Here is a 24,026-nt window from a genome sequence, read left to right as displayed (position 1 = left end):
GCCCCTCATCCCCCTGCCGGGACCTTCTCCCCGCAGGCAGGAAGCAAGGATTTTCGCTCGGAATATCCCCTCATCGGACCCGTTGGGTCACCGCTGGACGTTTACCCCGCCGCGCCGACCCCGACGGCCTTCTGTCCCAGCGCGTTGAACACGGTGGAGACGATGCCGGCGCGGTCGAGGCCGGCCTTGACATACATGGCCTCGGGCTTGGCCTGTTCCATCCAGATGTCCGGCAGCACCATGGGGCGCACCTTCAGGCCGTGGTCGAGCAGGCCTTCCAGCGCCAGGAACTGCAGCACATGGCTGCCGAAGCCGCCGATCGCGCCTTCCTCGATGGTGATCAGCACCTCGTGGTGGCGGGCAAGCTGGCGGATGAGGTCGTGGTCGAGCGGCTTGGCGAAGCGCGCATCGGCGACCGTGGTGGAAAGCCCGGCCGCATCGAGGTCCTCGGCCGCGAGCAGACAATCGGCCAGCCGCGTGCCGAAGGAGAGGAGCGCCACCTTGGAGCCCTGCTTGACGACGCGGCCCTTGCCGATCTGAAGGATTTCGCCGCGCGCCGGCATGTCGACGCCGACGCCCTCGCCGCGCGGATAGCGGAAGGAGAGCGGCCCGTCGTCATAGGCGCTAGCGGTGCGCACCATGTGCTTCAGTTCCGCCTCGTCGGCCGCCGCCATCACCACGAAGCCGGGCAGGGTGGCAAGGTAGGTCGTGTCGAACGAGCCGGCATGGGTCGGCCCGTCGGCGCCGACGAAGCCGGCGCGGTCGATGGGAAAGCGCACCGGCAGGCCCTGGATGGCGACGTCGTGCACCACCTGGTCGTAGCCGCGCTGCAGGAAGGTGGAATAGAGCGCGCAGAACGGCTTGTAGCCTTCCGAGGCGAGGCCGGCGGCGAAGGTCACCGCATGCTGCTCGGCGATGCCGACGTCGAAGGTGCGGGCCGGATAGGCCTTGGCGAACTTGTCGAGCCCGGTGCCCGACGGCATGGCGGCGGTGATGGCGAGGATCTTCTCGTCGAAGCCGGCTTCCTGCACCAGCGCCTCGGCGAAGACGGAGGTATAGGCGGGCGCATTGGGCTTGGCCTTCGCCTGCGCGCCGGTGATGACGTCGAAGGTGTTGACGCCGTGATACTTGTCGGCGGCGGCTTCGGCCGGCGGATAGCCCTTGCCCTTCTGGGTGACGACGTGGATCAGCACCGGCCCCCTGGAATTGTCGCGAACGTTGCGCAGCACGGGCAGGAGATGCTCGAAGGAATGGCCGTCGATCGGGCCGATATGGTAGAAGCCCATCTCCTCGAACAGCGTGCCGCCGGTGACATAGCCGCGCGCATGCTCCACCGCGCGGGTGATCGCCCGGTCGACCGTCTTGCCGAGATAGGCCGTCAGCTTCTTGCCGAGATCGCGGAAGCCCATATAGGTGCGCCCGGAGGCGAGGCGCGCAAGATAGGCGCTCATCGCGCCCGTCGGCGGGGCGATCGACATGTCGTTGTCGTTGAGGATGACGATGAGGCGCGCATCGAGCGCGCCGGCATTGTTCAGCGCCTCATAGGCCATGCCGGCCGACAGGGCGCCGTCGCCGATGACGGCGATGACGTTGCGGTGCTCGCCGGAAAGATCGGCCGCCACCGCCATGCCGAGGCCGGCGGAGATCGAGGTCGAGGAATGGGCGGCGCCGAAGGGATCGTATTCGCTTTCCGCGCGGCGGGTGAAGCCGGAAAGCCCGTCCTCCTGGCGCAGCGTGCGGATGCGCTCGCGCCGGCCGGTGAGGATCTTGTGCGGGTAGCACTGGTGGCCGACGTCGAAGATCAGCCGGTCCTTCGGCGTGTCGAAGACCTTGTGGATGGCAATGGTCAGTTCCACCACGCCCAGCCCCGCGCCCAGATGCCCGCCGGTGCGCGAGACGGCGTCGATCATTTCGGCGCGCAGTTCGCCGGCCAGTTGCGGCAGGTCGCGATCGTCCACGGCCTTCAGGTCCGCGGGGACGTGGACCTTGTCGAGCAGGGGGGTGGCGGGTGCTTGGGTCACTCTCATGCCTCGTGTTCTCGCCCGCGTGCCCAGGCTCCGCTGCGGAACCCGGCCCGGACATGCGGTCTCGTGCCGCGCTAGCCTGTCACATGCAGAATGCGGCGCGCGATTTCAACCGTTTCAGCAAGTCTAGAGCGTATTTCGCCGGATTGATACCGCGCAATCCGACGCATTTGCGCGTTTGTTCCGGGCAATTGGGGCAATTTGCAGACCCTGGCGCGCGCATGCACATTGCCGTGATTCCCGCCGCAAGGCGCGGCTATGCCGTCTTCGAACGCGATTTTGGGCGCGCGGTTCCGTTCAGCGCCACGGCGACCGTCTTGTCCATCGTCGTCTTCTCCTTCGTCACATGCGCTCGCCCGGCAGCCGGCTCGCCTGGCGGATCCAGTCGGCAAGCGGCGCCGTGTCGAGGTCGTCGCCCTCGTGGATGTGGAAATAGCGCGTTTCCGCGGTTTTCGAGGCGACGGGCGGCACGGGATCGAGCGAAGTGCCGCGGAAGAAGGTCAGCTTGATGTATTTGGCAAAGCAATGGTAGCTGAGGAACCAGCCGTCGTCCTTCATGCCGTAGAACGGCGAGTTCCACTTCACCGCCTTCTGGACATCCGGCACCGTCTCGACGATCAGCGCGTCGAGCCTGCGGCCGACATCGCTCTTCCAGCCCGGCATCGCCGCGATATAGGCCTGGATCGGCCCGTCGCCGTAGCCCTTGGCGATCTGCGGATTGCCGCCCGAAAGCAGCACGGGTTGCGCCTTCGCGCCGGCGGGCGGCCTGGTTGCCGCCGTCTTCGCTGCCGTCTCGGACGTCTCGTCGGCCATCGCTCCGCTCCCTGTCATGCCATTTCCGCCAGAACCCGTTCAAGGTTGGTGAAATGCTGCTCCCAGCCATGACGCGCGCCGCCAAAGGCCTGTTTCTGCTCCGGCCGGAAGCCGGTCTGCTCCATGCGCAGCAGCGTTCCCGAGGCCGTCGGCGTGAGCGTGAAGCTTACCACGCTCCTGAGGTCGTAAAGCGGGTCGTCGTGTACATGGTTCCAGGTGTAGGTGAGCGTTTTTTCCGGCTCGACGGCAAGGACATCGCATTCCACGCTGCCCCAGTCGCCGCTGAGGGTGAAGCTGTGGCCGACGACCGGCTTGAAATCGTTGCGCATCAGCCATTCCGCGATGAGGTGCGGCTGCGTCAGCGCCCGCCAGAGCTTTTCCGGCGGATGGGCGATCTCGCGCTCGACGACGACGCTGCGTGTCTGGGGGCTGGCGATGGTCATTGGTCCATTCTCCTGAGCAAATTTTCAAGATCGTCGAAGCGCGACTCCCAGAACCGGGCCATCTGGCCGGTCCAGTCGACGAGCGGTGCGAGGGCGCCGAGCTGCGCGCTGTAATGGGTCTGCCGGCCCTCGTGCCGGTCGCGCACGAGGCCGGCCTGCTTGAGGAGGCCGAGATGTTTCGAGACGACCGGCTGCGAGACGCCGGCCTGCGCCGTCAGCGCCCCCACGGTCTTCTCCCCCTCGCGGCAGAGCCGTTCGAAAAGGGCGCGCCGGGTCGGGTCCGCCAGCGTGCGGAACAGGATGTCATGGGCTTCGGCCACGTCTATTCATACCTCATTGGCTATGGATAAACGTATAGCCGAATGGCTATGAATAAGTCAAGATACGAAAAGGCAGCCGAATCGATCGGCTGCCCGGTCCTGCTCTCATGTCTTCCGGCCTATGCGTCAGCCGGCCGGCAACGGCACGAACTCCTCCTCGTCGCCGGGCACGATATCGAAGCGGCCGCTGCGCCATTCCTCCTTGGCCTGTTCGATTCGCTCCTTGGAGGAGGAGACGAAGTTCCACCAGATATGGCGCCTGGAGCCGAGCGGCGCGCCGCCGAAGAGCATGATGTGACAGCCCTCGGGCCCGGCCTTCAGCGTGATCGCATCGCCGGGGCGGAAGACGAGAAGCTGGTCGGGTGCAAAGACGTCGCCGGCGACGTCGAGCGTGCCGGACAGCACGTAGACCGCGCGTTCCTCCCAGTCCGCCGCCAGCGGCGCGGATGCGCCGGGCGCCAGCGTCAGGTCGGTGTAGAGCGTCTGCGTCGGCACGCCGACCGGGGAGGTATAGCCCTCGTAGGAGCCGATGATGGTGCGCCCGGTGATGCCGTCCGCCGAGAAGGCCGGAAGGTCGGCCCGCGTCGTGTGGGCGAAGACGGGCGCCATCTCCTCGTGGCTGTCAGGCAGCGCCAGCCAGGTCTGCAGGCCGGAGATCGACTGCGGCCTGCCGCGCAGGTTCTCCGGCGAGCGCTCCGAATGCACGATGCCGCGGCCCGCCGTCATCAGGTTGACGTCGCCCGGTGCGATGACCATCTCGGTGCCGAGGCTGTCGCGGTGCTTGATCTCGCCATCGAAGAGATAGGTGACGGTGGACAGCCCGATATGCGGATGCGGCTTGACGTCGATGGCTTCGCCCGCGCGCAGCAGCGCCGGCCCCATCCGGTCGAAGAAGATGAACGGCCCGACGAGCCGGCGCTTGGCCGTCGGCAGCGCCCGCCGCACCTCCAGCCCGCCGATATCGCTCGTGCGCGGAATGATCAGATGCTCCAGCGCATCGCACGCCGCCGCATCGCCGGCCTCCGGGTCCTTTCCGGGAAAGAAACTCATATCGCCCTCCTGTCGTTGCTTCGTTCGCGGATGCTAGCGGGCGGGCAGGGGCGTGGATAGGGCGGCGGGCGTTGACGGTGTGTCGTCGGGTTGGGCTGCTTGCCGCTATCAGGTGTCGTCGGGAAGCTGTGCAGCAGCGCGCTCGGCGTCAAGTATCAACGTGGGCAAGCGCTCGATCACGATCGACCAGACGATTTCCTCATCGACATTGTCATAGGCGTGGCGAAGGAGGTTGCCGAGGTCGCGAATTTGCCGCCATGGATGGTTTGGAAGCAGCGTTTCGGCGGTTCCACCAAGCTTGCTGGCCGCCTCGGATATCCGCTCCAGGCACCGTTCCACGGCGTCGCGGACCAAGTTGTTGCGTGCGAAAGCTTCTCGATCCATGCCGACGGTATAGGTGAGGATGCTTGTCGCATTCTCGACGATATCGTGAAGTCGGGACTTGGGTCGTTCAGTAGGCAACGACGCGCTCCCGCTCCACGTTTTGCCGGAGCCTTTCCTTCTGGATCGGCTCGGGAAGTACGTCCACGGGTCGCCCAGTGAGGTTCTCGATCATCTCCTTGAGATCGACAAGGGCTCCGAAGTAGCCGAAGCCGGATTGCCGGATCGGTTCGGAAAGCTTGACGAGGACGTCGATGTCGGACTGGGCGGTATCGGTTCCGCGCGCCACCGAGCCGAACAGCGAAATATGTTCCGCCCCCGCGGCCTCAAGTTCGGCACGGTGTTCCAGAAGCTTCGCGATGATCTCGTCCCTGGTCATGGTAAAATTCTACCACGACGCGAGAAGGCCGTCGAGTTGGGGGCTTAGGCCCCGTCGAGCGGTTCCGTGCCCTGCGGCTTGCCGGCGCGGTCGAGGCGGATCTTCTCGATGCGGTTCTCGGCGGCCGAGAGCAGCGTCTCGCAATGCTTCTTCAGCGCCTCGCCGCGCTCGTAGATCTCGATGGAGCGGTCGAGCGGCACGTCGCCGCGTTCGAGGGCGGCGACGATCTTCTCCAGTTCCTCCACGGCCTGTTCGAAGGAGAGGGCGGAGACGTCGGGGGCAGCGGCGATGGCGGTGTTCATGGTCAGCCTCTCATCAGGCGAAAGATATGGGTGGCGGCGGATTCGGCGAGGCCCGTGAGGTCGTAGCCGCCTTCCAGCAGGCTGACCACCCGGTTGTTCGCCGATTTCTCGGAAAGTTCCATCAGCTTGGCGGTCGCCCAGTCGAAATCCTCGGCGACGAGGTTGATCTGCGCCAGGGGATCGCGGTGGTGGGCGTCGAAGCCGGCGGAGATGATGATCACGTCCGGCCGGAAATCGGCGACGCGCGGCAGCACGCGCGAGCGGAAGGCGTCGCGGAAATGGTCGCTGCCGTCGTTCATCGAGAGCGGCGCGTTGACGATATTGCCGGCGCCCGTCTCGTCCTTGGCGCCGCTGCCGGGATAGAGCGGCATCTGGTGCGTCGAGCAGAACAGCACCGAGGGGTCGTCGTAGAAGATGTCCTGCGTGCCGTTGCCGTGGTGCACGTCCCAGTCGACGATGGCGACGCGCTCGGCGCCGTGCGCCTTCTGCGCATGGCGCGCGGCGATGGCGGCGTTGTTGAAGAAGCAGAAGCCCATCGCCCTGTCGCGCTCGGCATGGTGGCCGGGCGGGCGGGCGGCGACGAAGGCATTGTCCGCCTTGCCGGTGAAGACAGCGTCGATCGCGGCGATGGCGCCGCCGATGCCGGTCAGCGCCGCCTGCAGCGTCGCGGGGCTGGCATAGGTGTCGGCCTCGACCTGGGCGATGTCCTCCTCGGGCATGGCGGACATGACGGCGGCAAGGTGGCGCTCGGGATGGGCGAGCAGCACGAAATCCTCGTTCGCCTGCGGCGCCTTCTCGCGCAGGAGCGGCGAGAAGCGCTCGTGCTCCAGCGCGAGGTTGATCGCCCGGATGCGGTCAGACCGCTCCGGGTGGCCCTCCGGCGTATGGTGATCGAGGAAGATCGGGTTCTCGAAGAGACACGTCGTCATGGCCGGAAGCTACCCATTGCGGTTCGTAAGGTCCACGGGAAATGGGCCGTGTCCACGGCTTTTCAACCGTCAGGGGGCGAGAAGCAGTTTTCCCGCGCGCGCCGGATCGTCCTGCCGGGCGAGCGCGGCGGGAAGGTCGGAAAGCGCAAAGACGCCGTCGACCGCCGAGGCCAGAAATCCGGCGCGGATGCCGGCAAAGCTGCGCGCGAAGGCCGCCTCGATCGCCGCGCGCGGCGCTGAATGCACCCAGTTGCGCAGCCAGAGGAAGGAGAAGGTCACCGTCTCGCGCCGGCTCGCCACCATTGCGGCATCGAGCTGCGCCCCGCTCAGCGCGCCGTACTGGATGAAGGCGCCGCCGTCGCGGACCTGCCGGAACAGCGCATTGCCGGGCTCCCCGCCGACCGCATCGAGCACCGCGTCGAGCGGCGGGGCGGCATTCGGCACGATCTCGCCGGCGAATGTCTGCGCCAGCCGCGCCGCGCTCGCCGCGCTGCGCACGAGGGCGACGGGCCGGAAGCCGGCCTCGGCAAGCAGCACCAGCAGCATGCGTCCGATGGCCGAGGCCGCGGCCGTCACCCCGACGCGCTGGCCTCCCGATGCGCCGAAATGCGCGCGGGCGGCCTCGACCAGCCGGAAGGCGGTCAGCGGGTTCACATAGGCCATGGCGGCGGCTTCGTCGGAAAGGTCGTCCCGCACGGCAAAGCACCGGTCGGCCGGGCGCAGGAGGAAGGGCTGCCACAGCCCGCTCGCGCCGATGGGCAGAACGCGCTGGCCGACGGAAAGCCCGGTGACGCCCGCGCCGAGCGTGGCGATCTCCCCGACGCCCTCGAAGCCGGGCACGAAGGGCAGGATCGTGCGGCTGCGATAGGCGCCGGTGACGGGGATGAGGTCGGACGGGTTGATCGCCGCGCGGCGGATGCGGATCTCAACCTCGCCGGGGCCGGGCGCGATGCGCTCGGCTTGCTCCAGGCCGATCACTTGCCGGGGATCGCCGAACGCTCTAACAACGGCACGAAGCATGGTTTACCCCGGGGCAGGACGTGGAACAGGCGGCAGACATCACGGTCAGCGAGGTCCGGATACCCTTCCGCGATATAGACATGCACGGCCACATGCACAATGCCGCCTATTATGCCCATGCCGAGGCGGCCGTCGCCGGGCTCTGGCGGCACCGGCCGCAGGGCGTCGGGGATCCCGTCTATTTCGTACGCAAGTCCGCCTGCACCTTCCATCGCGGCCTGAGGCTCGACGACCTTGCCCGCTTCAAGGTCTCCGTCACCCGCATCGGCGCGACCTCGCTGAGCTTCGCCGTCGGAATTTCTGCCGATGGCGCGCCGGTCGCCGACCTGGAGATCGTCTGGGTCGCCGCCGATCCGGCAAGCCGCCAGCCCGTCAACGTGCCGCAGCCGGTGCGCGACTGGCTGAAGCCGTTCCTCGCCTGACTGTCCGCTCACAGTTTCCGGAAAAGCGTGACGATCCCCATGCCGCCGCCGATGCCCATCATGGCGAGCGCCTCGGTGCCCGCTTCCGCCGTCCGCATCTGCGCGAACAGCCGCGTGACGAGGATGGCGCCGGAAGCGCCGTAGGGGTGGCCGAACGCCAGCGCGCCGCCGTCGCGGTTGACGGCGGCGGGATCGATGCCGAGCGCATCGAGGCTGGCGAGAACCTGCGCGGCGAAGGCCTCGTTGAACTCGACGAAGGGAACGTTTGCGGCGTCAAGGCCGGGATGGCGCGCGGCGAGTTTTCGCATCGCCGGCACGGGGCCGAGGCCGAGCAGGCTCGGATCGACGCCGCAAACCGCGCTGTCGACGATCTCCAGCAGCACCGTCAGCCCCAGGCCTTGCGCTTCGGCGCGCGAGGTGACGAGCACGACGGCGGCGCCGTCATTGACCGGGCAGGCATTGCCGGCCGTCACGGTGCCGTCCGGGCGGAAGACGGGCTTCAGCGCGGCGAGCTTTTCCAGCGTGGTGTTTTCGCGCGGGCATTCGTCGTGAAGGACGGGGCCGGCGGGCGTGTCGAGCGGCACGATCTCGCCGGTAAAGCGCCCGGCCTTCCGCGCCGCCACGGCGCGGCAATGGCTTTCGAGCGCGAAGCGGTCCTGCCGCTCCCGGCTTATCCCGGCATGGGCGGCGACATTCTCGGCGGCGATGCCCATGTCCGGGTCGCCGATGAAATCCGGCGCCATGCGGGCGCGGCGAAGCGGCTCCGGCGCGCCGCCCGGCGTTGTCGGCGGGCGGAAGCGCAGATGGGCGCGGCTGCTGCTCTCGGTGCCGCCGGCAAGGTAGAAGCGTCCGGCGCCCGCCTGCACCAGCCGCCCGGCAAGCGTGATCGCCTCCAGCCCCGAGCCGCATTGCCGGTCGACGGTCATGCCGGGCACGCCGACGGGCAGGCCCGCTTCCAGTGCGGCGAGGCGTGCGAGATTGCCGGCGCTGTTGGCGGCGTTGCCGAGGATCACGTCGTCGACGGCATCCGGCGCAAGCCCGGTCTCGTCGAGGATTTTCCGGATGAGCGGCACGGCGAGGCTGGCGGGTTCGACGGCCGAAAGCGTGCCGCCGATGCGGCCGACCGGCGTGCGGAAGGCCGCGGCGACGACGGGGATGCGGTCAGAGGAAACGGCGGAGCGCATCGCTCTCCTCCGCCACCCATTGCCGCACGGTCTTCGCCGCCACCTTGCCGGAAGGCGTCACCGGCAGGGCGCGGCACAGCCAGATGCGGCGCGGCTGCTTGTAGCGCGGCAGGAATTCCGACAGCGCCGCCGTGAGGGCCTGCGGCGTCAGGCCCGGCCGTTCCGGCTCGATCACCGCGACGAGCTCGATGCCGAGATCGGCATGGTCGAGGCCGAAGACATGGGCGGCGCGCACGAGGCCGGTGTCGTGCAGCGCCGCCTCCACTTCCGAAGGATAGATGTTGTTGCCGCCCGAAAGCACCATGCCGCCGGCCCGACCGAGGAGGTGCAGCGTGCCGTCCGTCGTAAGGAAGCCGAGGTCGCCGACCGTTGCGAGCCTTCCGAAGCGGGCAAGCCCGGCCCCGTCGCCCTCTCCAAGATAGCCGGTCGCGACCAGCGGGCTCTCGACGAAGACCGTGCCCGTCTCGCCCGCCGGCAATGGCCCGCCGGCGTCGTCGAGAACGGCGATCGAGACGCCCGGAAAGGCCCTGCCGACCGCCGTGGAGGAGGCGGGATCGCCCGGTGCGGTGACGGTAACGAAGCCGAGTTCGGACGCGCCGTAATATTCGCGCAGCGCCGCCTTCGGAAAATGCGCCGCGCACAGCGCATGGTCGGCCGCCGTCAGCTTCGCGCCGGCAATCGTGATGGCCGCAACGCCGGCCGTCGCCCCGTCCGCGCAGATCCGGCGCAGCATGGTCGGCACCAGGACGAGGCGGCGGATCGCGTGCGCCCGGATCGTCGTGAGCGCCGCATCCGGATCGAAATGCATGGCGGAGTGGAAGGCGCCGCCGGCCAGCAGCGTCTCGGTCATCGCATAGAGCGCGAGGCCATGGGCGAGGGGGCCGGGGGCATAGGTGCTCACCGTTTCGTCAATGCCGAAGAAGGGTGCGCCCGTGGCAAGGCTGGTCCGCCAGGAGCGCCGGTCGCGGATGATCGGTTTCGGATCGGCCGTCGTGCCAGAGGTGAAGACGATGAGGAACGGATCGTCGGCTGCCCCTTCCGGCAGGGGCGGCGCGTCCAGCGCGGCGCTTTCGGCGATCACGTCCCACGCATCGCCGTGCCGGCTCTCGACGACGAGGTCCGCTTCGTGGGCCGTGACAAGAAGGTCGGGATCGATTTTCCGGATCAGGCGCTCGCGCGTCGCCTCCGGCAGGTGCGGATCGATCAGCGCGGCGCAATTGGCGCCGGCCGTCGCGGCGGCGAAGGCGGCGGGAAAGAGCGCATGGTTGCCGGTCGCAATGGCGGCCAGCCGGCATTTCGGCCCGATGGCGCTGCGGCCTTCCGGGACGAGGGCGTCGAAAGCGGCATGGAACCGCCGGGCCGTCGCCGTGAGCGCGGCGTAGGAAAGAACCCGGTCCTCCAGGTGGAAGGCCGGGTTCCCCGGGCGTTCGGCGGCGTGCCGTTCGAGGGCGCCGGAAAGCGGCATCGGCTCAGGCGCGCTGCGGCAGCAGCGGATAGCCGGCAAGCACCGCGCGGCCGGCCAGCATGGCGATGAAGGCCTTGATGAGGTCGCCGGGCATGAAGACGAGGGCGGCGAGTGTCGTTTCGAGGAAGGCCTTGCCGCTCATATAGGCGAGCCACGGAATGCCGAAGAGGTAGACGACCAGGATGCCGCCGACGACTGCGGCGCTCAGGAACGTGAGGAACTGCGCCAGCTCGGCCTGGTCCTCCTTCACGAAGCGCTGGGCGATCAGGCCGCAGACATAGGCGCCGGGAACGAAGCCGACGAGATAGCCGGCCGTCGGGCCGGCGAAGACCGCAAGGCCGCCGCGCCCGCCCGACAGAACCGGCAGGCCGATGGCCACCAGCAGCAGCACGAGCAGCACGGCGGCCGCGCCGCGCCTTGCGCCGAGAATGCAGCCGGCCAGCATGACGCCGAGCGACTGCGCGGTGATCGGCACCGGAATGAAGCCGAGCGTGACGGGCGGCAGCAGGCCCAGCACCACGATGATCGCGGCGAAGAGGGCGACGAGGACGATGTCTCTGGTGGTCATGTCGGGTTTCCCGGTGGACAAAATTGGGTCGAATGCTTAGTGCCGCCGAAAGCCGCGCGCGTCAATCGCCATGGCGATCGTGTCGGCGTCCTTCAGCGTCAGGATGATGAGCGGCACGAGCGTGGTCATCGGCCGCACAGGCAGGCCGCGGGCCCGGTGGGCATCGGCTATCTCGCCGTAGCGCGCGAAGATCTCCGGCACGAAGCGTATGACGAGGCCGACCGCAAGACTCACGTCGGCCGCGCGCACGAAGCCGAATCGTTCGAGCGGCGTCAGGAGCCGGGTGATCTCGTCCATGAAGGCGGAGATCGCGGTCGTGGCGGTGACGGCGGCGGCGATGAGAACCAGCGCGCCGAGCCGGCAGAAGACGACCAGCGCCTCGTGCAGCGAGTGGAAGGCATAGTTCGCGGCCGCCACGAGCAGCACGGTGAAAAGCACGAAGCGCACGCGCCGGAAGGCCTCGCCGGGGCCGATGCCGGTCGAAAGATAGAGGACGGCGGAAAGCCCGAGCGCCGGCACGAGGATGCGCAGGTCCGAAACGAGGAAGAGCCCGATCGCGGCGGTAAAGAGCAGGGCCAGCTTGCCGCGCACGGGCATCCGGTGCAGCGGCGAGGAGCCCTCGATGTCGAGCCCGTTCAGCATGCCGCGATCTCCCGGTAGGCGCTAATCGCCTCCGCCGGCCGGCCGTCGGCCGCAAGCCGGCCCTCGTGGAACACCAGCACCCGGTCGAAACCGTCGAGCAGCGCGAGGTCGTGCGTGATGACGAGCACCTGTTCGGTGAGGTCCGCCACCGTGCGCTCGATGAGCGCGCGGTTCTTCAGGTCGAGCTGGTTGGTCGGCTCGTCGAGGATCAGGAGGTCCGGGCCGGTGACGAGCACGCTGGCGATCGCCCCGAGCTGCGTCTCGCCGCCGGAAAGCTCGTGCACGCGCCGCCGGGCGAGGTGGGATATGCCGAATCGCGCGAGCACCGCCTCGGTCCGCTCGGCGATCTCCGCCTTGCCGAAGCCGCGGTTCTTGAGGCCGAAGGCGATGTCCTCGGCCAGGATCGGCAGGATCATCTGGTGCTGCGGGTTCTGGAAGATGAAGCCGGTTTTCCCGCGCGCGGCGGTCTCGTCCTTCACGGTGTCGAGCCCGTCGACCGTCACCGTGCCGCCCGTCGGCTTGACGAGGCCGTTGATCAGCCGCGCCATGGTGGTCTTGCCCGAGCCGTTGAGCCCGACCACGCCGATGCGCCGTTCGCCGAGCGCAAGCGTCAGCGGGTGCAGCGCGGCGCGTCCGGCATAGGTCACCGTGGCGGCGGAGAAGACGATATCCAAAAGCGGGATCCCGTTTCGTGATGGTGGGGGAGCTATAGGCAATTCTACCGCATGTGCGAAGAGGTTTTCACGGGAACGCGCCTTCTTCCCGGGATAAGTCGGAAACGGGTGGAACAAACCGGGAATATGTGCCTATCATCATTCATGACGATTCTCCTCTCCAACGCCGAGGCCCGGCGTATCTTCCTCGCGCGGCAGGGCCTCAGCGCGCCGCCCGGGCGCCTCCTCGGCAAGGCGGACCTGCTGGCCCTCATCCACGACATCGGCTTCGTGCAGGTCGACAGCATCGCCACGGTGGAGCGTGCGCATCACCAGATCCTGTTCTCGCGCAACCAGACCTACAAGCGCGAGCACCTGGCGGCGCTGCTGGAGGAGGACGGCGAGCTCTTCGAGCACTGGACGCACGACGCCTCCATCATCCCGAGCGCCTTCTTCCGCTACTGGAAGCACCGGTTCCGCCGCAAGGAGGCCTCGATCGCCGAGCGCTGGCGCAAATGGCAGGGGGAGGGCTTCGACAAGGCCTTCGACGAGACCTATGCGCGCATCGCCTCCGGCGGCGCCGTGCTGTCGCGCGACCTGAAGGCCGACGACCACAAGTCGGGCGGCTGGTGGAACTGGCATCCGAACAAGACGGCGCTGGAATATCTCTGGCACACCGGTAAGCTGGCCATCGCCCGGCGCGAGAATTTCCAGAAGGTCTACGATCTCGCCGAGCGGGTCGTGCCGCCCCACCATCACGAGCCCGCCGTCGAGCACGATGCCTTCATCGACTGGGCCTGCCGCAGCGCGCTGGAGCGGCTGGGCTTTGCCACCCATGGCGAGATCGCCGCCTTCTGGGCGCTGATCACGCCGGAGGAGGCGAAGGCCTGGGTCGAGGCGCACCGCGCGGAACTGCGCCCCGTCCTGGTCGCGCCTTCGGACGGCGGCAAGCCGCGCGCCTCGCACGCCTTCGCCGATTTTCCGGCCTGCCTCGGCGACGTGCCCGAGCCGCCCGCCCGCCTGCGCGTGCTCTCGCCCTTCGATCCGCTGATCCGCGACCGCAACCGCACCGAACGGCTGTTCGGCTATTTCTACCGCATCGAGATCTTCGTGCCGGAGCCCAAGCGGCAATACGGCTACTACGTCTTCCCGCTGCTGGAGGGGGATCGCCTCGTCGGCCGCATCGACATGAAGGCCGACCGCAAGGCCGGCACGCTCGACGTCAAGCGGCTATGGTGGGAACCGAAGGTCCGCGCCTCCGCCGGCCGGCAGGAGAAGTTGGAGGCGGAGCTGGCGCGCGTGGCGCGGTTCGCCGGCGTGGAGACGGTGCGTTATCTCGACGGGTGGCGGGGGGAATAGGATCCTATCGAAAGTGCGGGCGTTGTCGCCGCATACCCCCCCTCTGTCCTGCCGGACAAGCCGGTGAGGATCAGCACAAGTCCGTCCCGCTGATCTGGATGCCAAAACCTTCCAGGCCGACATAGTGGCGCTCGCGCGAGGCCATCAGGCGGATCGAGGTGATGCCGAGATCCTTCAGGATCTGCGCGCCGAGGCCGATTTCCAGCCATTCGCTCTCGCGTGCCTGTGCCTCGTCATGGCCTTCGCGGTCGTGCTTGCCCTTGCGGGCGGTCGAGGACTGGCCGACGCCGACGGAGCCCTCGCGCAGGTAGACGATCACGCCGCGCCCCTGTTCGGCGATGCGCTTCATGATGCCGTCGATCTGCCGCCCTGCGCCGAAGACGTCGCCGCCGACATTTTCGAGATGCAGGCGCACCGGGATGTCCACGCCGTCGCGGATGTCGCCGAAGACGACGGCAAGGTGCTGCATGGGGTCCCAGGGCAGCGTGTAGGTCAGCGCCTTCGCCTTGCCGTAGGGCGTGTCGATGTCGAAGCCGTCGACCTGCTCGATCAGGGTCTCCTTGCGCTGGCGATAGGCGATGAGATCGGCGACGGAGACCTGCTTCAGGCCGTTCGTCTCGGCGAAGCTCGCCACCTGCGGCCCGCGCATGACGGTGCCGTCGTCGTTGACGAGTTCGCAGATCACGCCGATCGGCGGCAGGCTGGCGAGCCTGCAGAGGTCGACCGCGGCCTCCGTATGGCCGGAGCGCATGAGCACGCCGCCTTCGCGGGCGACGAGCGGGAAGATGTGGCCGGGGCGCACGAAATCCGTCGGGCCGACATTGGGATTGGCGAGGTTGCGCACCGTCAGCGTGCGGTCGTCGGCGGAAATGCCCGTCGTCGTGCCGTGCTTGAAGTCGACGGAGACGGTGAAGGCGGTGGTGTGGGCCGAATCGTTTTCCGCCACCATGGCGTTGAGGTTGAGGCGCTTGGCCTCCTCGCGCGGCATGGGCGTGCAGACGATGCCCGACGTGTGGCGCACGATGAAGGCCATCTTCTCCGGCGTGCAGTGTACGGCGGCGACGATGAGGTCGCCCTCGTTCTCGCGGCCGTCGTCGTCGGTGACGACGACGATCTCGCCGGCCTCGAAGGCGCGGATGGCATCGACGACACGCTTCTGGTCGTAGCTCATGGCAGTGTTCCTATTTCAAACGGCCGGTCTGGCCGCGGTCGCGGAGATAATGGTCGGCAATGGCGCAGGCAACCATCGCCTCGCCGATCGGCACGGCGCGGATGCCGACGCAGGGATCGTGCCGGCCCTTGGTGCGCACGTCGACATTGTTGCCGTCGGCATCGATCGAGCGGCGCTCGGTGAGGATCGAGGAGGTCGGCTTGATGGCGAAGCGGGCGACGACCGGCTGGCCGGTGGAAATGCCGCCGAGAATGCCGCCGGCATGGTTGGAGAGGAAGATCGGGTTGCCGTCGTTGCCCATGCGCATCTCGTCGGCGTTCTCCTCGCCGGTCAGTTCCGCGCTCGCAAAGCCTTCGCCGATCTCCACGCCCTTGACGGCGTTGATCGACATCAGCAGCGATGAAATGTCCTGGTCGAGCTTGCCGTAGATCGGCGCGCCGATGCCGGCGGGAACGCCCTCGGCGACGACCTCCACGACCGCGCCGATGGAGGAGCCGGCCTTGCGGATGCCGTCGAGATAGTCTTCCCAGACCGGCACGATGGCGGGGTCGGGGGCGAAGAACGGGTTGTTGCCCACCTCGTTCCAGTCCCAGTTGGCGCGGTCGATCCTGTGCTTGCCGATCTGCACCAGCGCGGCGCGCACGGAAAGGCCCGGCACGACCTTGCGGGCAAGGCCGCCGGCGGCCACGCGCGCCGCCGTCTCGCGGGCCGAGGAGCGTCCGCCGCCGCGATAGTCGCGGATGCCGTACTTGGCGTCGTAGGTGTAGTCGGCATGGCCGGGGCGGTAGCGCCTTGCGATCTCGCCGTAATCCTTGGAGCGCTGGTCGGTGTTCTCGATCAGCATGGAAACGGGCGTGCCCGTCGTGATCATCGTCTCGCCGTCGTCGTCCAGCATCACGCCGGAGAGGACCTTGACCAGGTCGTCCTCGCGGCGCTGGGTGACGAAGCGCGACTGGCCGGGCTTGCGCTTGTCCAGCCAGGCCTGCAGTTCGGCGAGCGTGAAGCGGATGCCGGGCGGGCAGCCGTCCACCACGCAGCCGAGCGCCGGCCCATGGCTTTCGCCCCAGGTGGTGACGCGGAAGAGATGACCGAAGGTGTTGTGCGACATGAGCGGAACCGGACCCCACAGGAAAGTGCGATCTCTCTTAGTGGAAAAGTGAGGGGAGGGACAAGGGTTTCGCGCTTTTACCATCAGGATGCCCGGGCGATCCAGGCCCTACGACGCCAGCTTCCAGCGCATCTCGGTGCCGAAGGCGAGGAAGGCGTCGCGGGAGAGGGGTTTTGCGAAGGCATAACCCTGCAGGAGGTCGCAGCCGAGCAGGCCGAGCATTTCGGCATGCGCCATCGTCTCCACGCCCTCCGCGACGATCTCGATGCCGAGCGACCGGCCGATCTCGATGATCGAGCGCACCAGCGCCTGCTCGTTGCGTGCGGTGAGGATGGGGGCGACGAGCTGGCGGTCGATCTTCAGCCGCTTGGGCTTCAGCTTCAGGAGGCTGACGATGGAGGTGTGGCCGGTGCCGAAATCGTCGATTTCGATGTCGATGCCGAGCGCCTTGATGCGCGCCAGGTTGGAGAGCACCACGTCGTCGCTCTCGTCGAGGAAGATCGATTCGACCAGTTCGAAGGCGATCTGGCCGGGCTGGATGGACAGGCCCGTCAGGCTTTCGATCAGGCTCTCGTCCCTGAGGCGCCGGGCCGAGACGTTGACCGAGATCTTCGGCATGATCAGGCCCTGCGCCGTCCAGCGGGCGCAATCGAGCAGCGCCTTTTCCAGGACGATGCGGTCGAGCGTCGCCATCACGTTGAGGTCTTCGGCGATCTTCAGGAAGTGGGCGGGCGTCAGCACGCCCTCGCGCGGATGGTTCCAGCGGATGAGCGCCTCGGCGCCGACGAGCTTGAGGCTGCTCGCATCGACCTGGGGCTGGTAGTAGGGCACGAATTCGTTGTTCTCGATGCCGGCCAGGATATCGTCGGCGATGCGCTTGTTCGAGATGATCTCGGCCTGCAGCGCCTCGGTGAAGAATTCATGCCGGTTCCGCCCGAGCGCCTTGGCGCGATAGAGCGCGATATCGGCGTTGACCAGCAGTTTTGCCGTGTCGATCGACCGGCCTCCGGCAAGGGCGATGCCGATGCTGACGCCGAAGCGGCAAAGATGGCCCTCATATTCGACGGGCTGCTGCATCAGGCTGATGATGCGGCGCGACAGCGCGCTGAGATCGGCCTGGTTCGTCGTGTTGGTCACCACGACGACGAATTCGTCGCCGCCGATGCGCGCCACGAGGTCGCCGGCCTGCACGCAGGCGCGCAGCACCTGCGAGGCGTGCACCAGAAGCGCATCGCCCGCGGCATGGCCGAGCGTGTCGTTGATCTGCTTGAAGCGGTCGAGGTCGATATGCAGGATGCCGACGCGGGCGTCCGCCGTCTCGCTGAGCGCCGCGATGCCGGTCAGTTCGTCGTCGAGCCTGCGGCGGTTGCCGAGCCCGGTCAGCGGGTCGTGCAGCGCATTGTGCTCGATGCGGACCCTGGCCTGTTCCAGTTCGATGTTCTTGGCGTCCGCCTGCTCCTTGGCCGTCTTCAGGCGCTCCTTCAGGATCACGTCCTGCGTGACGTCGAAGGCAAGGCCGATGAGCTTGCGGCCGCCGTCCTGGTCGTGGTGGACCTTGCCGACGGAGCGGACGTGGCGGATGTCGCCGTCCGGCAGCATCACGCGGATCTCGTGCACATAGGGCAGGTCGTGCTCGACGCAGTGGTTGACGGTCTCCACCGTCGCCGTCCGGTCGTCCGGATGCATGGCGGCGAGCCAGTCCTCGTGCGGCACGATGCCGTCGGTGAAGACGAGGCCGTAAAGCTGGTGCATGCGCTCGTCCCAATAGGTCCGGCCGCTGTCGAGATCGGCCTCCCACAGGCCGCATTCGTACGAATCGAGCGCCAGGTCCAGGCGCTGCGTCAGCCTGGCCAGTTCGGCATTCTGCACCTCGGCGTGTTCCTTCGCGCGCTGCAGCGCCTGGTTCAGCAGCACGTCCTCGGTCACGTCCCAGCTGATGCCGGTCAGCTTGTTCTCGCCGTTCGGGCCGGTGAGGCGCGAGCCGACATTGCGGATATAGTGCCAGCTGCCGTCGGGCATGAGGATGCGGTATTGCGACTTGTAGTCGTTGCCGCCGGCGCGGATCCGGTCCATCTCGCCCCCGGCGATCGCCACGTCCTCGGGATGCAGCACGGAGCGCCAGGCGTGATCGTTCGGCGTCTCGTTTTCCGGGAAGCCGTGCAGGCGGTGCATCTGCTCGTCCCAGTTGCGCGCGCCGGTGGACAGTTCGACCTCCCAGATGCCGATCTTGGAGGCATCGAGCGCGATGTCGAGGCGCTGGGACAGCGAGCGCACCTGCCGCTCGCGCGCCCGCAGGCGGGCGATGTTGCGCTGGCGTTCGCTGACGAGGCCGCCGGTCAGGAAGATCGGCACGATGATGATGAGGGCGGCGGCGGCGATGATCAGCCGGATCTCGGTGAGGTTTTCCGGCGGATGCTGCCAGCCCCTGGACGGTATGGCCGCCAGTTGCCAGCGGCCGCCCGGGAAATCCAGTGCCTGCACGACCGGGTCCTTCTCGAAGACCTCGGCATCGCCGAAGAACGGGTCGACGATGTTGTCGGGCACGCTGACATCGCGGATCGCCAGCCGGATGTCGGCCTCTTGGTGCTGGGCGCCGCCCTGCAGCGCCGGGTGGTCGGCATCGTAGAGGCCGGCATCGGTGAAGAGCTTGCGCTCGTCGATCAGGCCGTCGATGTAGCCCCAGAAATAGTGCCGCGCGTCCACATTGGTGAAGACCGGTATGAAGAGGTTGAAGCCGCGGCCGCCCCTGGCGAACTGCACCGGCCCGAACATCAGCGGGCGCCCGCGCGAGCGGTCCGTCTGGGCGGCCCGGCGGAAGGAGGGGAAGCGGTTGAAGTCGGTGTCGAGATAGTGCTGGTTGCCGTCCGGCGGGAAGGCCTGCCGGACCTTGCCGTCGGGCGCGACGCCGACACGGCGGAAATGGCTGTTCTGCAGCATCAGTTTGCGGGCGAAGACGTCGAACTGCACGGCCGCCTGCTCCGGCGCCACGGCGAACATGTTGGCCACGCTGCGCAGGGCCGCCACGTTGCTGCTCACCTGGCTCTGCAGCCGGGCGCCGACCAGCGCCAGGTCGCCCGCGACGTGGTTCTGCAACTCGTTGCGGTAGATGCGCTCGTTCTGCCGCTCGTAGACGATGCCCGCCGTCAGGATGACGCTGCCGGCGATCGCCGCCGGAACGAGGGAGGGTTTCGCCCATTCTGCTATGGACGTCAGGGCGTGGCGAAGGGCGGTCATGACGTGCAAGAAGAAGATCCCCGATGGTGGCAAAACGGTACGGGGGGCTCCTTAAGATTGCCTTTATAAGCAACTGAAATACTTGCACTTCCGTACCGTTACGGGAGGCCGGCGCAAACCCGCCCGGCGCGGGCGCGACGATATGTCCGACAATTCGGGGGATGAGCGGGCGGCGCGCCTTGATTCGTATGATCTTTCCGGCCATCCATTTCACCAGCGCTCGCGGGGGCGGGCGAATTTCGCCATATTTGGGGGGCATCTGACATGACCAGCAAAAAGACTGATTCATTTCCAGGGATTCGCAAGATGCGCCTTCTGATCGCCGTGCTGATGGCCACGGCCGTTTTCCTTTCGCCGCTCGCCGCCTCGGCCGAAAGCGCCGATGTGGAAGCCGTGATCACGAATGTCGACACGACGAGCCTCAGCCTCTCGCTCGACGACGGCAAGAAGTACCAGGCGCCGGAGGAGTTCAATTTCGACGGGCTGGAGCCGGGCGTGAAGGTGCTGGTGTTCTACACCGAGGTCGACGGCAAGCGCGTCATCAACGACCTGGAGATCATCCAGTAGGAAGCGGGGAGAAGGGGGAAACGGCGAGCCCATCGCTCCTCGCCCCGGTTGCACGGAGAGGATGCCGGCAGGCAGGTGCGGGGCCTTCGCTCCTTAAAGCCAGTGCATCCCGCTCGCATCGATCCGCAGCAGGCGGTCCTGGTGGATGGGCGTGTTGGCCGCCTCTTCCTCGTCCATGCCGTTGAGCCGGAAGGCCGCGCGGAAGACGCCGCCATGGCTGACGCAGACGGTGGGCCCGCTGACGTCGGCGAGCCAGGAGGCGATCCGCCAGGAGAGGATCTCGTAGCTTTCCGCCGCCTCTCCGGGCGGGATGAAGTTCCACTTGGCGCGGCTGCGCTCCTCGACCCGCGCCGGCGACCCGGCCGTCAGTTCGGGCAGCGTATGGCCCTCCCAGTCGCCGAAGGAGAGTTCGACGAGGCGGGCGTCGGTGCGGTAGGCGAGGGGATCGAGGCCCATGGCGCCGCGCAGGATCTCCATCGTCTCGCGCGTGCGCCCGAGCGGGCTTGCGACGAAATCGAAACCGGCCACCGTGGCGCCGAGGATGCCCTTGAGGGCGGCGCCGTTGCCGGCCGCCTGGCGGCGACCGGTCTCGTTCAGCGGAATGTCCTTCTGGCCCTGCAGCCTGCCTTCTGCATTCCACGCGGTCTGGCCATGACGGATCATGTAGATAAGCAAGGCGGGAACCTCGGCAGGAAGGCCTGTATCAGTCCTTGACGACGGAGATGTCGGGTGCGTCGACGGCCTTCATGCCGACGACGTGGTAGCCGCTGTCCGCATGGTGGGTCTCGCCGGTCACCGAGCGCGACAGGTCGGACAGGAGGTAGAGGCCGACGTCGCCGACTTCCTCGATGGTGACGGTGCGGCGCAGCGGCGCGTTGTACTCGTTCCACTTGAGGATATAGCGGAAGTCGCCGATGCCGGAAGCCGCCAGCGTCTTGATGGGGCCTGCCGAGATGGCGTTGACGCGGATGTTCTGCGGGCCGAGGTCGACGGCGAGATACTTCACGCTCGCCTCCAGCGCCGCCTTGGCGACGCCCATGACGTTGTAGTTCGGCATGACCTTCTCGGCGCCGTAATAGGTCAGCGTCAGCATCGAGCCGCCGTCGGTCATCAGCTTCTCCGCGCGGCGCGCGACGGAGGTGAAGGAATAGACCGAGATCTGCATGGTCTTGGCGAAATTCCCCGGCGTCGTGTCGACATAGCGGCCGGTCAGCTCGTCCTTGTCGGAAAAGCCGATGGCATGCACGAGGAAGTCGATCTTGCCCCAGGTCTTCTCGATGGTCTCGAAGACGGCGTCGATCGAGGCCTCGTCGGAAACATCGCAATCGCCGGCCAGCACCGCGCCGATCTCGGCGGCCAGCGGCTCCACGCGCTTCTTCAGCGCGTCGCCCTGGTAGGTCAGGGCGATCTCGCCGCCCTGTGCGTGGATGGCCTTGGCGATGCCCCAGGCGATGGAACGGTTGTTGGCGACGCCCATGATGACGCCGCGCTTGCCCTTCATCAGACCAGATGCCTGAACCATGGTTTGCCCCCTGATACGTAAGTCAGGCTTGCCTATGGCATAGGCGGCAATGGGGTTCAAGCGCGCGGGGGTTCAGGAACTGTTAGCATCCGTAACAATGGGTGCATGTTTTATGTAAGCGCCCCAATCGATTTAAAGATAGAGGCCTTCGCGCAGGCTGCGCATCAGGTCGATCATCTTGTCGTCGGGCTTTTCCCACAGGAGAAGGCGGATCTCGGCGATGAGGTCGCCCCGCTCGCCGTTCTCCGTGAGAAGGCCTTCGCCCGGAATGCGGATCTTCTGGTCGGAGCCCGACCAGGCCGGCACCGTCACCGGCAGCGGGCCGAGCGGCCCCTCGACGGTCGTCTCCCAGCCGAGCACGGCGTTCTCGATCGTCACCGGCAGGTCGACCATCAGGTCGAACCCGTCCACCCGGAAGCGGCCGGGGGCGACGCGCAGGGTGATGACGGCATCGCCTCGCCTCAGGCCCTCGATGCGGTATCCGGCCTCCTTGAGGCGGATCACCTTGCCGTCCGTCGAGCCGGCGCCGACCGGCACGCGCAGCGTCTGCCCGTCGGGCGTCTCGAGCGTCGGGCGCACCTTGTTGAGGATGTCCTCGACGCTGACGGCGACGTCGGTCACGAAGTCCGGCGCCGCTTCCGCCCTGGCGCGGCCGCCGCGGATGCGGCGGATGATGGCGGAGATGAGGTTGGCCGCCGGGGCGATGGCGCGGCCGGGCGCGGCCTCCTCCGCCTCCGGCTCGTCGGCCGCCTTGCGGGCGTCCTGCCCGGTGGCGGCGCCGTTCGCCTGCGCCTGCTGCTGCGGGCGGGGCGGGGTCTGCGATTGTGCCTGGGCCTTCGGTTCCGCCGGCTGGCCGCGCGAGTCGACGCCGAAGATGCGGGCGATCATGTCCTCGGCATCCTCGTTCGACATGCGCGCCGAGGGCTCGCTCCGCGCCTTGCGCTCGGCCTGCTGGCGGCGCATCTGCTCCATGCGGCGAAGCTCGGCCTCGCGCTGCTGGCGGTCGTAGCGGCTGCGCTTGTCGGGATCGCGCAGGATATCGTAGGCGCGGCCGGCCTCCGTGAAACGCACGGTCGCATTGGGGTCGTCATGGTTCTGGTCGGGATGCACGGCTTTCGCCAGCGAGCGCCAGGCCGCCTTGATTTCCTCCTGCCCGGCATTTTTCTTCACGCCGAGCACCGAATAGGGGTCACGCATAACTTCCACCCGTTGCCGTTTTGCCGACCATGATAGCGGGGAACGTCCTAATCACTGGTTACGGGCCAGAGTTGAAAAAGTGCAAAGAGCGCGCCTCTTCAACCCTTGAGGTCGAAGGCGAGCAGCAGCCATTCGCCGGAATTGCCAAGGCAGGTGCGGCCGGAATAGTTCGCGATGCCCTGGTAGGAGTGGCGCGTCGTCACGAAGTCGCGGCAGGGCCGCCCGGCATCGTCGCGATTCTCCGCGATGCTGCTGATGACGCCGGCGCTGCCGGAAGCGGAATTCGCCCAGGGGATGGCGCTGCCGCCGGTGCGCGCGAGGTCGGCGGAGGAGACGGCGTTGCGCACGGTGATCTCGTCGGTCAGCCGTTCCGCGCTCGCCGGCACGGAGCTGGTGCGCACGGCATCGACCTTGCTGCCGTCGAAGAGGTCGAGACCGCCCATGCAGCCCGAAAGAGAGGCGCCGCACAGGGTCACGACAACAACCGCAAGGCAATGTGCCCCGTATGGCTTTGTCTGCGCTCGCGACTTTGCTATGACGTCCACTCCACTCTGCCTCATGCAGCCAATAGATCGGCATTGAATCGAATATGAGCGAAAATGCGTTAACAAGCGGTGACTTCACCGAGCAAAACGAACCCTACGCCCTCTTCGGCACATGGCTGGAGGAGGCGGGAAAGACCGAGCCGAACGACCCGAACGCGGTGGCGCTCGCCACCGTCGACGAGGCGGGCCTGCCGAATGTGCGCATGGTCCTGCTCAAGGGGTTCGATGCGCGCGGCTTCGTCTTCTACACGAATTTCGAGAGCCGGAAGGGCGTGGAGATCCTCGGTGCGCTGAAGGCCGCCATGTGCTTCCACTGGAAGTCGCTGCGCCGCCAGGTGCGCATCCGCGGCGAGGTGGAGATCGTCAGCGATGCCGAGGCGGACGAATATTACGCCTCGCGCCCGCGCGGCAGCCGCATCGGCGCCTGGGCGTCGAAGCAGTCGCGCCCGCTGGAAGGCCGTTTCGCGCTGGAAAAGGCCGTCGCCGAATATACCGCCCGCTATGCCATCGGCGACATCCCCCGCCCGCCGCACTGGTCCGGCTTCCGCATCAGGCCCGTCTCCATCGAATTCTGGCACGACCGCCCCTTCCGCCTGCACGACCGCGTGGAATTCCGCCGCTCGCAAGACGGTGAAGGGTGGACGAAGGTCAGGATGTATCCGTGAACGGTCAGCGATAGACGGATTTCCGGTCGCCGATGCTGTATTTCGCAGACCGACGCCGGCCCA

Annotated in this window: 26 protein-coding genes; 4 read left to right on the top strand and 22 right to left on the bottom strand. The window is 67.5% G+C overall.

Translation table 11 applies throughout. From position 1 onward, the window contains the following. Window positions 1-101 precede the first annotated feature (101 nt). The 10 genes from dxs to AB3G45_RS21115 all read right to left on the bottom strand — a co-directional run bounded on the left by dxs (window position 102) and on the right by AB3G45_RS21115 (window position 7,661). Entirely contained in the window at window positions 102-2,021 is a 1,920-nt protein-coding gene (dxs, locus tag AB3G45_RS21160; protein ID WP_367832419.1) for a 1-deoxy-D-xylulose-5-phosphate synthase, read from the bottom strand. A gap of 345 nt (window positions 2,022-2,366) precedes the next feature. Then, window positions 2,367-2,837 (bottom strand): DUF1801 domain-containing protein, encoded by a 471-nt coding sequence (locus AB3G45_RS21155; protein WP_367832418.1) that lies wholly within the window; start codon window positions 2,835-2,837, stop codon window positions 2,367-2,369. A gap of 14 nt (window positions 2,838-2,851) precedes the next feature. Beyond that, window positions 2,852-3,280 carry an SRPBCC domain-containing protein gene (locus AB3G45_RS21150; RefSeq protein WP_367832417.1) on the bottom strand — a complete coding sequence of 143 codons (429 nt, stop codon included), beginning with the start codon at window positions 3,278-3,280 and terminating at the stop codon, window positions 2,852-2,854. Further along, a complete protein-coding gene (locus AB3G45_RS21145; RefSeq protein ID WP_367832416.1) occupies window positions 3,277-3,600 on the bottom strand; it encodes an ArsR/SmtB family transcription factor in 324 nt (107 codons plus the stop codon). Before AB3G45_RS21145 ends, AB3G45_RS21150 begins: the two co-directional genes overlap by 4 nt. A 126-nt stretch (window positions 3,601-3,726) precedes the next feature. Further along, the gene (locus AB3G45_RS21140) at window positions 3,727-4,650 is read right to left on the bottom strand and encodes a pirin family protein (RefSeq protein ID WP_367832415.1); all 924 of its coding nucleotides are present in this window, start codon (window positions 4,648-4,650) and stop codon (window positions 3,727-3,729) included. 108 nt (window positions 4,651-4,758) lie between these two features. After that, a complete protein-coding gene (locus tag AB3G45_RS21135) occupies window positions 4,759-5,112 on the bottom strand; it encodes a DUF86 domain-containing protein (RefSeq protein ID WP_367832414.1) in 354 nt (117 codons plus the stop codon). After that, a complete protein-coding gene (locus AB3G45_RS21130; protein WP_367832413.1) occupies window positions 5,102-5,410 on the bottom strand; it encodes a nucleotidyltransferase family protein in 309 nt (102 codons plus the stop codon). The genes AB3G45_RS21135 and AB3G45_RS21130 overlap by 11 nt, the downstream gene beginning before the upstream one ends. 44 nt (window positions 5,411-5,454) lie before the next feature. Next, window positions 5,455-5,712, bottom strand: coding sequence for an exodeoxyribonuclease VII small subunit (locus AB3G45_RS21125; RefSeq protein WP_367832412.1), 258 nt, complete (start codon window positions 5,710-5,712; stop codon window positions 5,455-5,457). A 2-nt stretch (window positions 5,713-5,714) separates the two neighbouring features. Further along, window positions 5,715-6,641, bottom strand: coding sequence for a histone deacetylase family protein (locus AB3G45_RS21120; RefSeq protein WP_367832411.1), 927 nt, complete (start codon window positions 6,639-6,641; stop codon window positions 5,715-5,717). A gap of 69 nt (window positions 6,642-6,710) precedes the next feature. Continuing rightward, window positions 6,711-7,661 carry a zinc-dependent alcohol dehydrogenase family protein gene (locus tag AB3G45_RS21115; RefSeq protein ID WP_367832410.1) on the bottom strand — a complete coding sequence of 317 codons (951 nt, stop codon included), beginning with the start codon at window positions 7,659-7,661 and terminating at the stop codon, window positions 6,711-6,713. Between the two features lie 20 nt (window positions 7,662-7,681). Between AB3G45_RS21115 and AB3G45_RS21110 the strand changes: the two genes are divergently transcribed. Continuing rightward, a complete protein-coding gene (locus AB3G45_RS21110) occupies window positions 7,682-8,083 on the top strand; it encodes an acyl-CoA thioesterase (RefSeq protein ID WP_367832409.1) in 402 nt (133 codons plus the stop codon). A gap of 8 nt (window positions 8,084-8,091) precedes the next feature. On the opposite strand, the gene AB3G45_RS21105 is transcribed toward AB3G45_RS21110, so the two are convergent. The 5 genes from AB3G45_RS21105 to AB3G45_RS21085 are packed head-to-tail and all read right to left on the bottom strand — an operon-like array spanning window position 8,092 to window position 12,616. Continuing rightward, a complete protein-coding gene (locus tag AB3G45_RS21105; protein ID WP_367832408.1) occupies window positions 8,092-9,267 on the bottom strand; it encodes a thiolase family protein in 1,176 nt (391 codons plus the stop codon). Further along, window positions 9,245-10,732: a class I adenylate-forming enzyme family protein gene (locus tag AB3G45_RS21100; protein ID WP_367832407.1), complete on the bottom strand. Its 1,488-nt coding sequence runs from the start codon at window positions 10,730-10,732 to the stop codon at window positions 9,245-9,247. The genes AB3G45_RS21105 and AB3G45_RS21100 overlap by 23 nt, the downstream gene beginning before the upstream one ends. A gap of 4 nt (window positions 10,733-10,736) precedes the next feature. Then, window positions 10,737-11,300, bottom strand: a complete 564-nt coding sequence (locus tag AB3G45_RS21095; protein ID WP_367832406.1) for a biotin transporter BioY — start codon at window positions 11,298-11,300, stop codon at window positions 10,737-10,739. 36 nt (window positions 11,301-11,336) lie between these two features. Further along, window positions 11,337-11,942, bottom strand: coding sequence for an energy-coupling factor transporter transmembrane protein EcfT (locus tag AB3G45_RS21090; protein ID WP_367832405.1), 606 nt, complete (start codon window positions 11,940-11,942; stop codon window positions 11,337-11,339). Then, a complete protein-coding gene (locus AB3G45_RS21085) occupies window positions 11,936-12,616 on the bottom strand; it encodes an energy-coupling factor ABC transporter ATP-binding protein (protein WP_367832404.1) in 681 nt (226 codons plus the stop codon). Before AB3G45_RS21085 ends, AB3G45_RS21090 begins: the two co-directional genes overlap by 7 nt. A gap of 144 nt (window positions 12,617-12,760) precedes the next feature. Between AB3G45_RS21085 and AB3G45_RS21080 the strand changes: the two genes are divergently transcribed. Further along, window positions 12,761-13,954, top strand: coding sequence for a winged helix-turn-helix domain-containing protein (locus AB3G45_RS21080; RefSeq protein WP_367832403.1), 1,194 nt, complete (start codon window positions 12,761-12,763; stop codon window positions 13,952-13,954). 70 nt (window positions 13,955-14,024) lie between these two features. On the opposite strand, the gene ribB is transcribed toward AB3G45_RS21080, so the two are convergent. From ribB to AB3G45_RS21065, 3 genes are all read right to left on the bottom strand, one after another. Beyond that, complete coding sequence (gene ribB, locus AB3G45_RS21075) at window positions 14,025-15,125, bottom strand: 3,4-dihydroxy-2-butanone-4-phosphate synthase (RefSeq protein WP_367832402.1); 1,101 nt, start codon at window positions 15,123-15,125, stop codon at window positions 14,025-14,027. Between the two features lie 10 nt (window positions 15,126-15,135). After that, entirely contained in the window at window positions 15,136-16,233 is a 1,098-nt protein-coding gene (gene aroC, locus AB3G45_RS21070; protein ID WP_367832401.1) for a chorismate synthase, read from the bottom strand. 108 nt (window positions 16,234-16,341) lie between these two features. Further along, complete coding sequence (locus AB3G45_RS21065) at window positions 16,342-19,467, bottom strand: EAL domain-containing protein (protein WP_367833639.1); 3,126 nt, start codon at window positions 19,465-19,467, stop codon at window positions 16,342-16,344. Window positions 19,468-19,773: 306 nt separating this feature from the next. Between AB3G45_RS21065 and AB3G45_RS21060 the strand changes: the two genes are divergently transcribed. Then, complete coding sequence (locus AB3G45_RS21060; RefSeq protein ID WP_367832400.1) at window positions 19,774-20,034, top strand: DUF1344 domain-containing protein; 261 nt, start codon at window positions 19,774-19,776, stop codon at window positions 20,032-20,034. A 93-nt stretch (window positions 20,035-20,127) separates the two neighbouring features. Here AB3G45_RS21060 and AB3G45_RS21055 read toward each other — a convergent pair whose 3' ends face one another. The 4 genes from AB3G45_RS21055 to AB3G45_RS21040 all read right to left on the bottom strand — a co-directional run bounded on the left by AB3G45_RS21055 (window position 20,128) and on the right by AB3G45_RS21040 (window position 23,229). Beyond that, a complete protein-coding gene (locus AB3G45_RS21055) occupies window positions 20,128-20,709 on the bottom strand; it encodes a histidine phosphatase family protein (RefSeq protein WP_367832399.1) in 582 nt (193 codons plus the stop codon). A gap of 28 nt (window positions 20,710-20,737) precedes the next feature. Continuing rightward, window positions 20,738-21,556: an enoyl-ACP reductase FabI gene (gene fabI, locus AB3G45_RS21050; protein WP_367832398.1), complete on the bottom strand. Its 819-nt coding sequence runs from the start codon at window positions 21,554-21,556 to the stop codon at window positions 20,738-20,740. A gap of 132 nt (window positions 21,557-21,688) precedes the next feature. Beyond that, window positions 21,689-22,753: a DnaJ domain-containing protein gene (locus AB3G45_RS21045; protein ID WP_367832397.1), complete on the bottom strand. Its 1,065-nt coding sequence runs from the start codon at window positions 22,751-22,753 to the stop codon at window positions 21,689-21,691. Between the two features lie 98 nt (window positions 22,754-22,851). Continuing rightward, complete coding sequence (locus AB3G45_RS21040; protein WP_367832396.1) at window positions 22,852-23,229, bottom strand: RT0821/Lpp0805 family surface protein; 378 nt, start codon at window positions 23,227-23,229, stop codon at window positions 22,852-22,854. A 113-nt stretch (window positions 23,230-23,342) separates the two neighbouring features. On the opposite strand from AB3G45_RS21040, the gene pdxH reads away from it, so the two are divergent. Continuing rightward, window positions 23,343-23,963 carry a pyridoxamine 5'-phosphate oxidase gene (pdxH, locus tag AB3G45_RS21035; protein WP_367832395.1) on the top strand — a complete coding sequence of 207 codons (621 nt, stop codon included), beginning with the start codon at window positions 23,343-23,345 and terminating at the stop codon, window positions 23,961-23,963. Window positions 23,964-24,026: the final 63 nt, after the last annotated feature.

Source organism: Shinella sp. S4-D37 (assembly GCF_040812195.1).
Taxonomy (GTDB): Bacteria; Pseudomonadota; Alphaproteobacteria; order Rhizobiales; family Rhizobiaceae; genus Shinella.
This window is presented reverse-complemented; position numbering and strand designations above follow the sequence as displayed.

Coding starts and splice junctions, on each gene's coding strand:
- AB3G45_RS21155 (WP_367832418.1), bottom strand. CDS start 2,837: ATGGCCGACGAGACGTCCGAGACGGCAGCGAAGACGGCGGCAACCAGG.
- AB3G45_RS21150 (WP_367832417.1), bottom strand. CDS start 3,280: ATGACCATCGCCAGCCCCCAGACACGCAGCGTCGTCGTCGAGCGCGAG.
- AB3G45_RS21140 (WP_367832415.1), bottom strand. CDS start 4,650: ATGAGTTTCTTTCCCGGAAAGGACCCGGAGGCCGGCGATGCGGCGGCG.
- AB3G45_RS21130 (WP_367832413.1), bottom strand. CDS start 5,410: ATGACCAGGGACGAGATCATCGCGAAGCTTCTGGAACACCGTGCCGAA.
- AB3G45_RS21125 (WP_367832412.1), bottom strand. CDS start 5,712: ATGAACACCGCCATCGCCGCTGCCCCCGACGTCTCCGCCCTCTCCTTC.
- AB3G45_RS21120 (WP_367832411.1), bottom strand. CDS start 6,641: ATGACGACGTGTCTCTTCGAGAACCCGATCTTCCTCGATCACCATACG.
- AB3G45_RS21115 (WP_367832410.1), bottom strand. CDS start 7,661: ATGCTTCGTGCCGTTGTTAGAGCGTTCGGCGATCCCCGGCAAGTGATC.
- AB3G45_RS21105 (WP_367832408.1), bottom strand. CDS start 9,267: ATGCGCTCCGCCGTTTCCTCTGACCGCATCCCCGTCGTCGCCGCGGCC.
- AB3G45_RS21100 (WP_367832407.1), bottom strand. CDS start 10,732: ATGCCGCTTTCCGGCGCCCTCGAACGGCACGCCGCCGAACGCCCGGGG.
- AB3G45_RS21095 (WP_367832406.1), bottom strand. CDS start 11,300: ATGACCACCAGAGACATCGTCCTCGTCGCCCTCTTCGCCGCGATCATC.
- AB3G45_RS21090 (WP_367832405.1), bottom strand. CDS start 11,942: ATGCTGAACGGGCTCGACATCGAGGGCTCCTCGCCGCTGCACCGGATG.
- AB3G45_RS21080 (WP_367832403.1), top strand. CDS start 12,761: ATGACGATTCTCCTCTCCAACGCCGAGGCCCGGCGTATCTTCCTCGCG.
- ribB (WP_367832402.1), bottom strand. CDS start 15,125: ATGAGCTACGACCAGAAGCGTGTCGTCGATGCCATCCGCGCCTTCGAG.
- aroC (WP_367832401.1), bottom strand. CDS start 16,233: ATGTCGCACAACACCTTCGGTCATCTCTTCCGCGTCACCACCTGGGGC.
- AB3G45_RS21065 (WP_367833639.1), bottom strand. CDS start 19,467: ATGACCGCCCTTCGCCACGCCCTGACGTCCATAGCAGAATGGGCGAAA.
- AB3G45_RS21060 (WP_367832400.1), top strand. CDS start 19,774: ATGCGCCTTCTGATCGCCGTGCTGATGGCCACGGCCGTTTTCCTTTCG.
- fabI (WP_367832398.1), bottom strand. CDS start 21,556: ATGGTTCAGGCATCTGGTCTGATGAAGGGCAAGCGCGGCGTCATCATG.
- AB3G45_RS21045 (WP_367832397.1), bottom strand. CDS start 22,753: ATGCGTGACCCCTATTCGGTGCTCGGCGTGAAGAAAAATGCCGGGCAG.
- pdxH (WP_367832395.1), top strand. CDS start 23,343: ATGAGCGAAAATGCGTTAACAAGCGGTGACTTCACCGAGCAAAACGAA.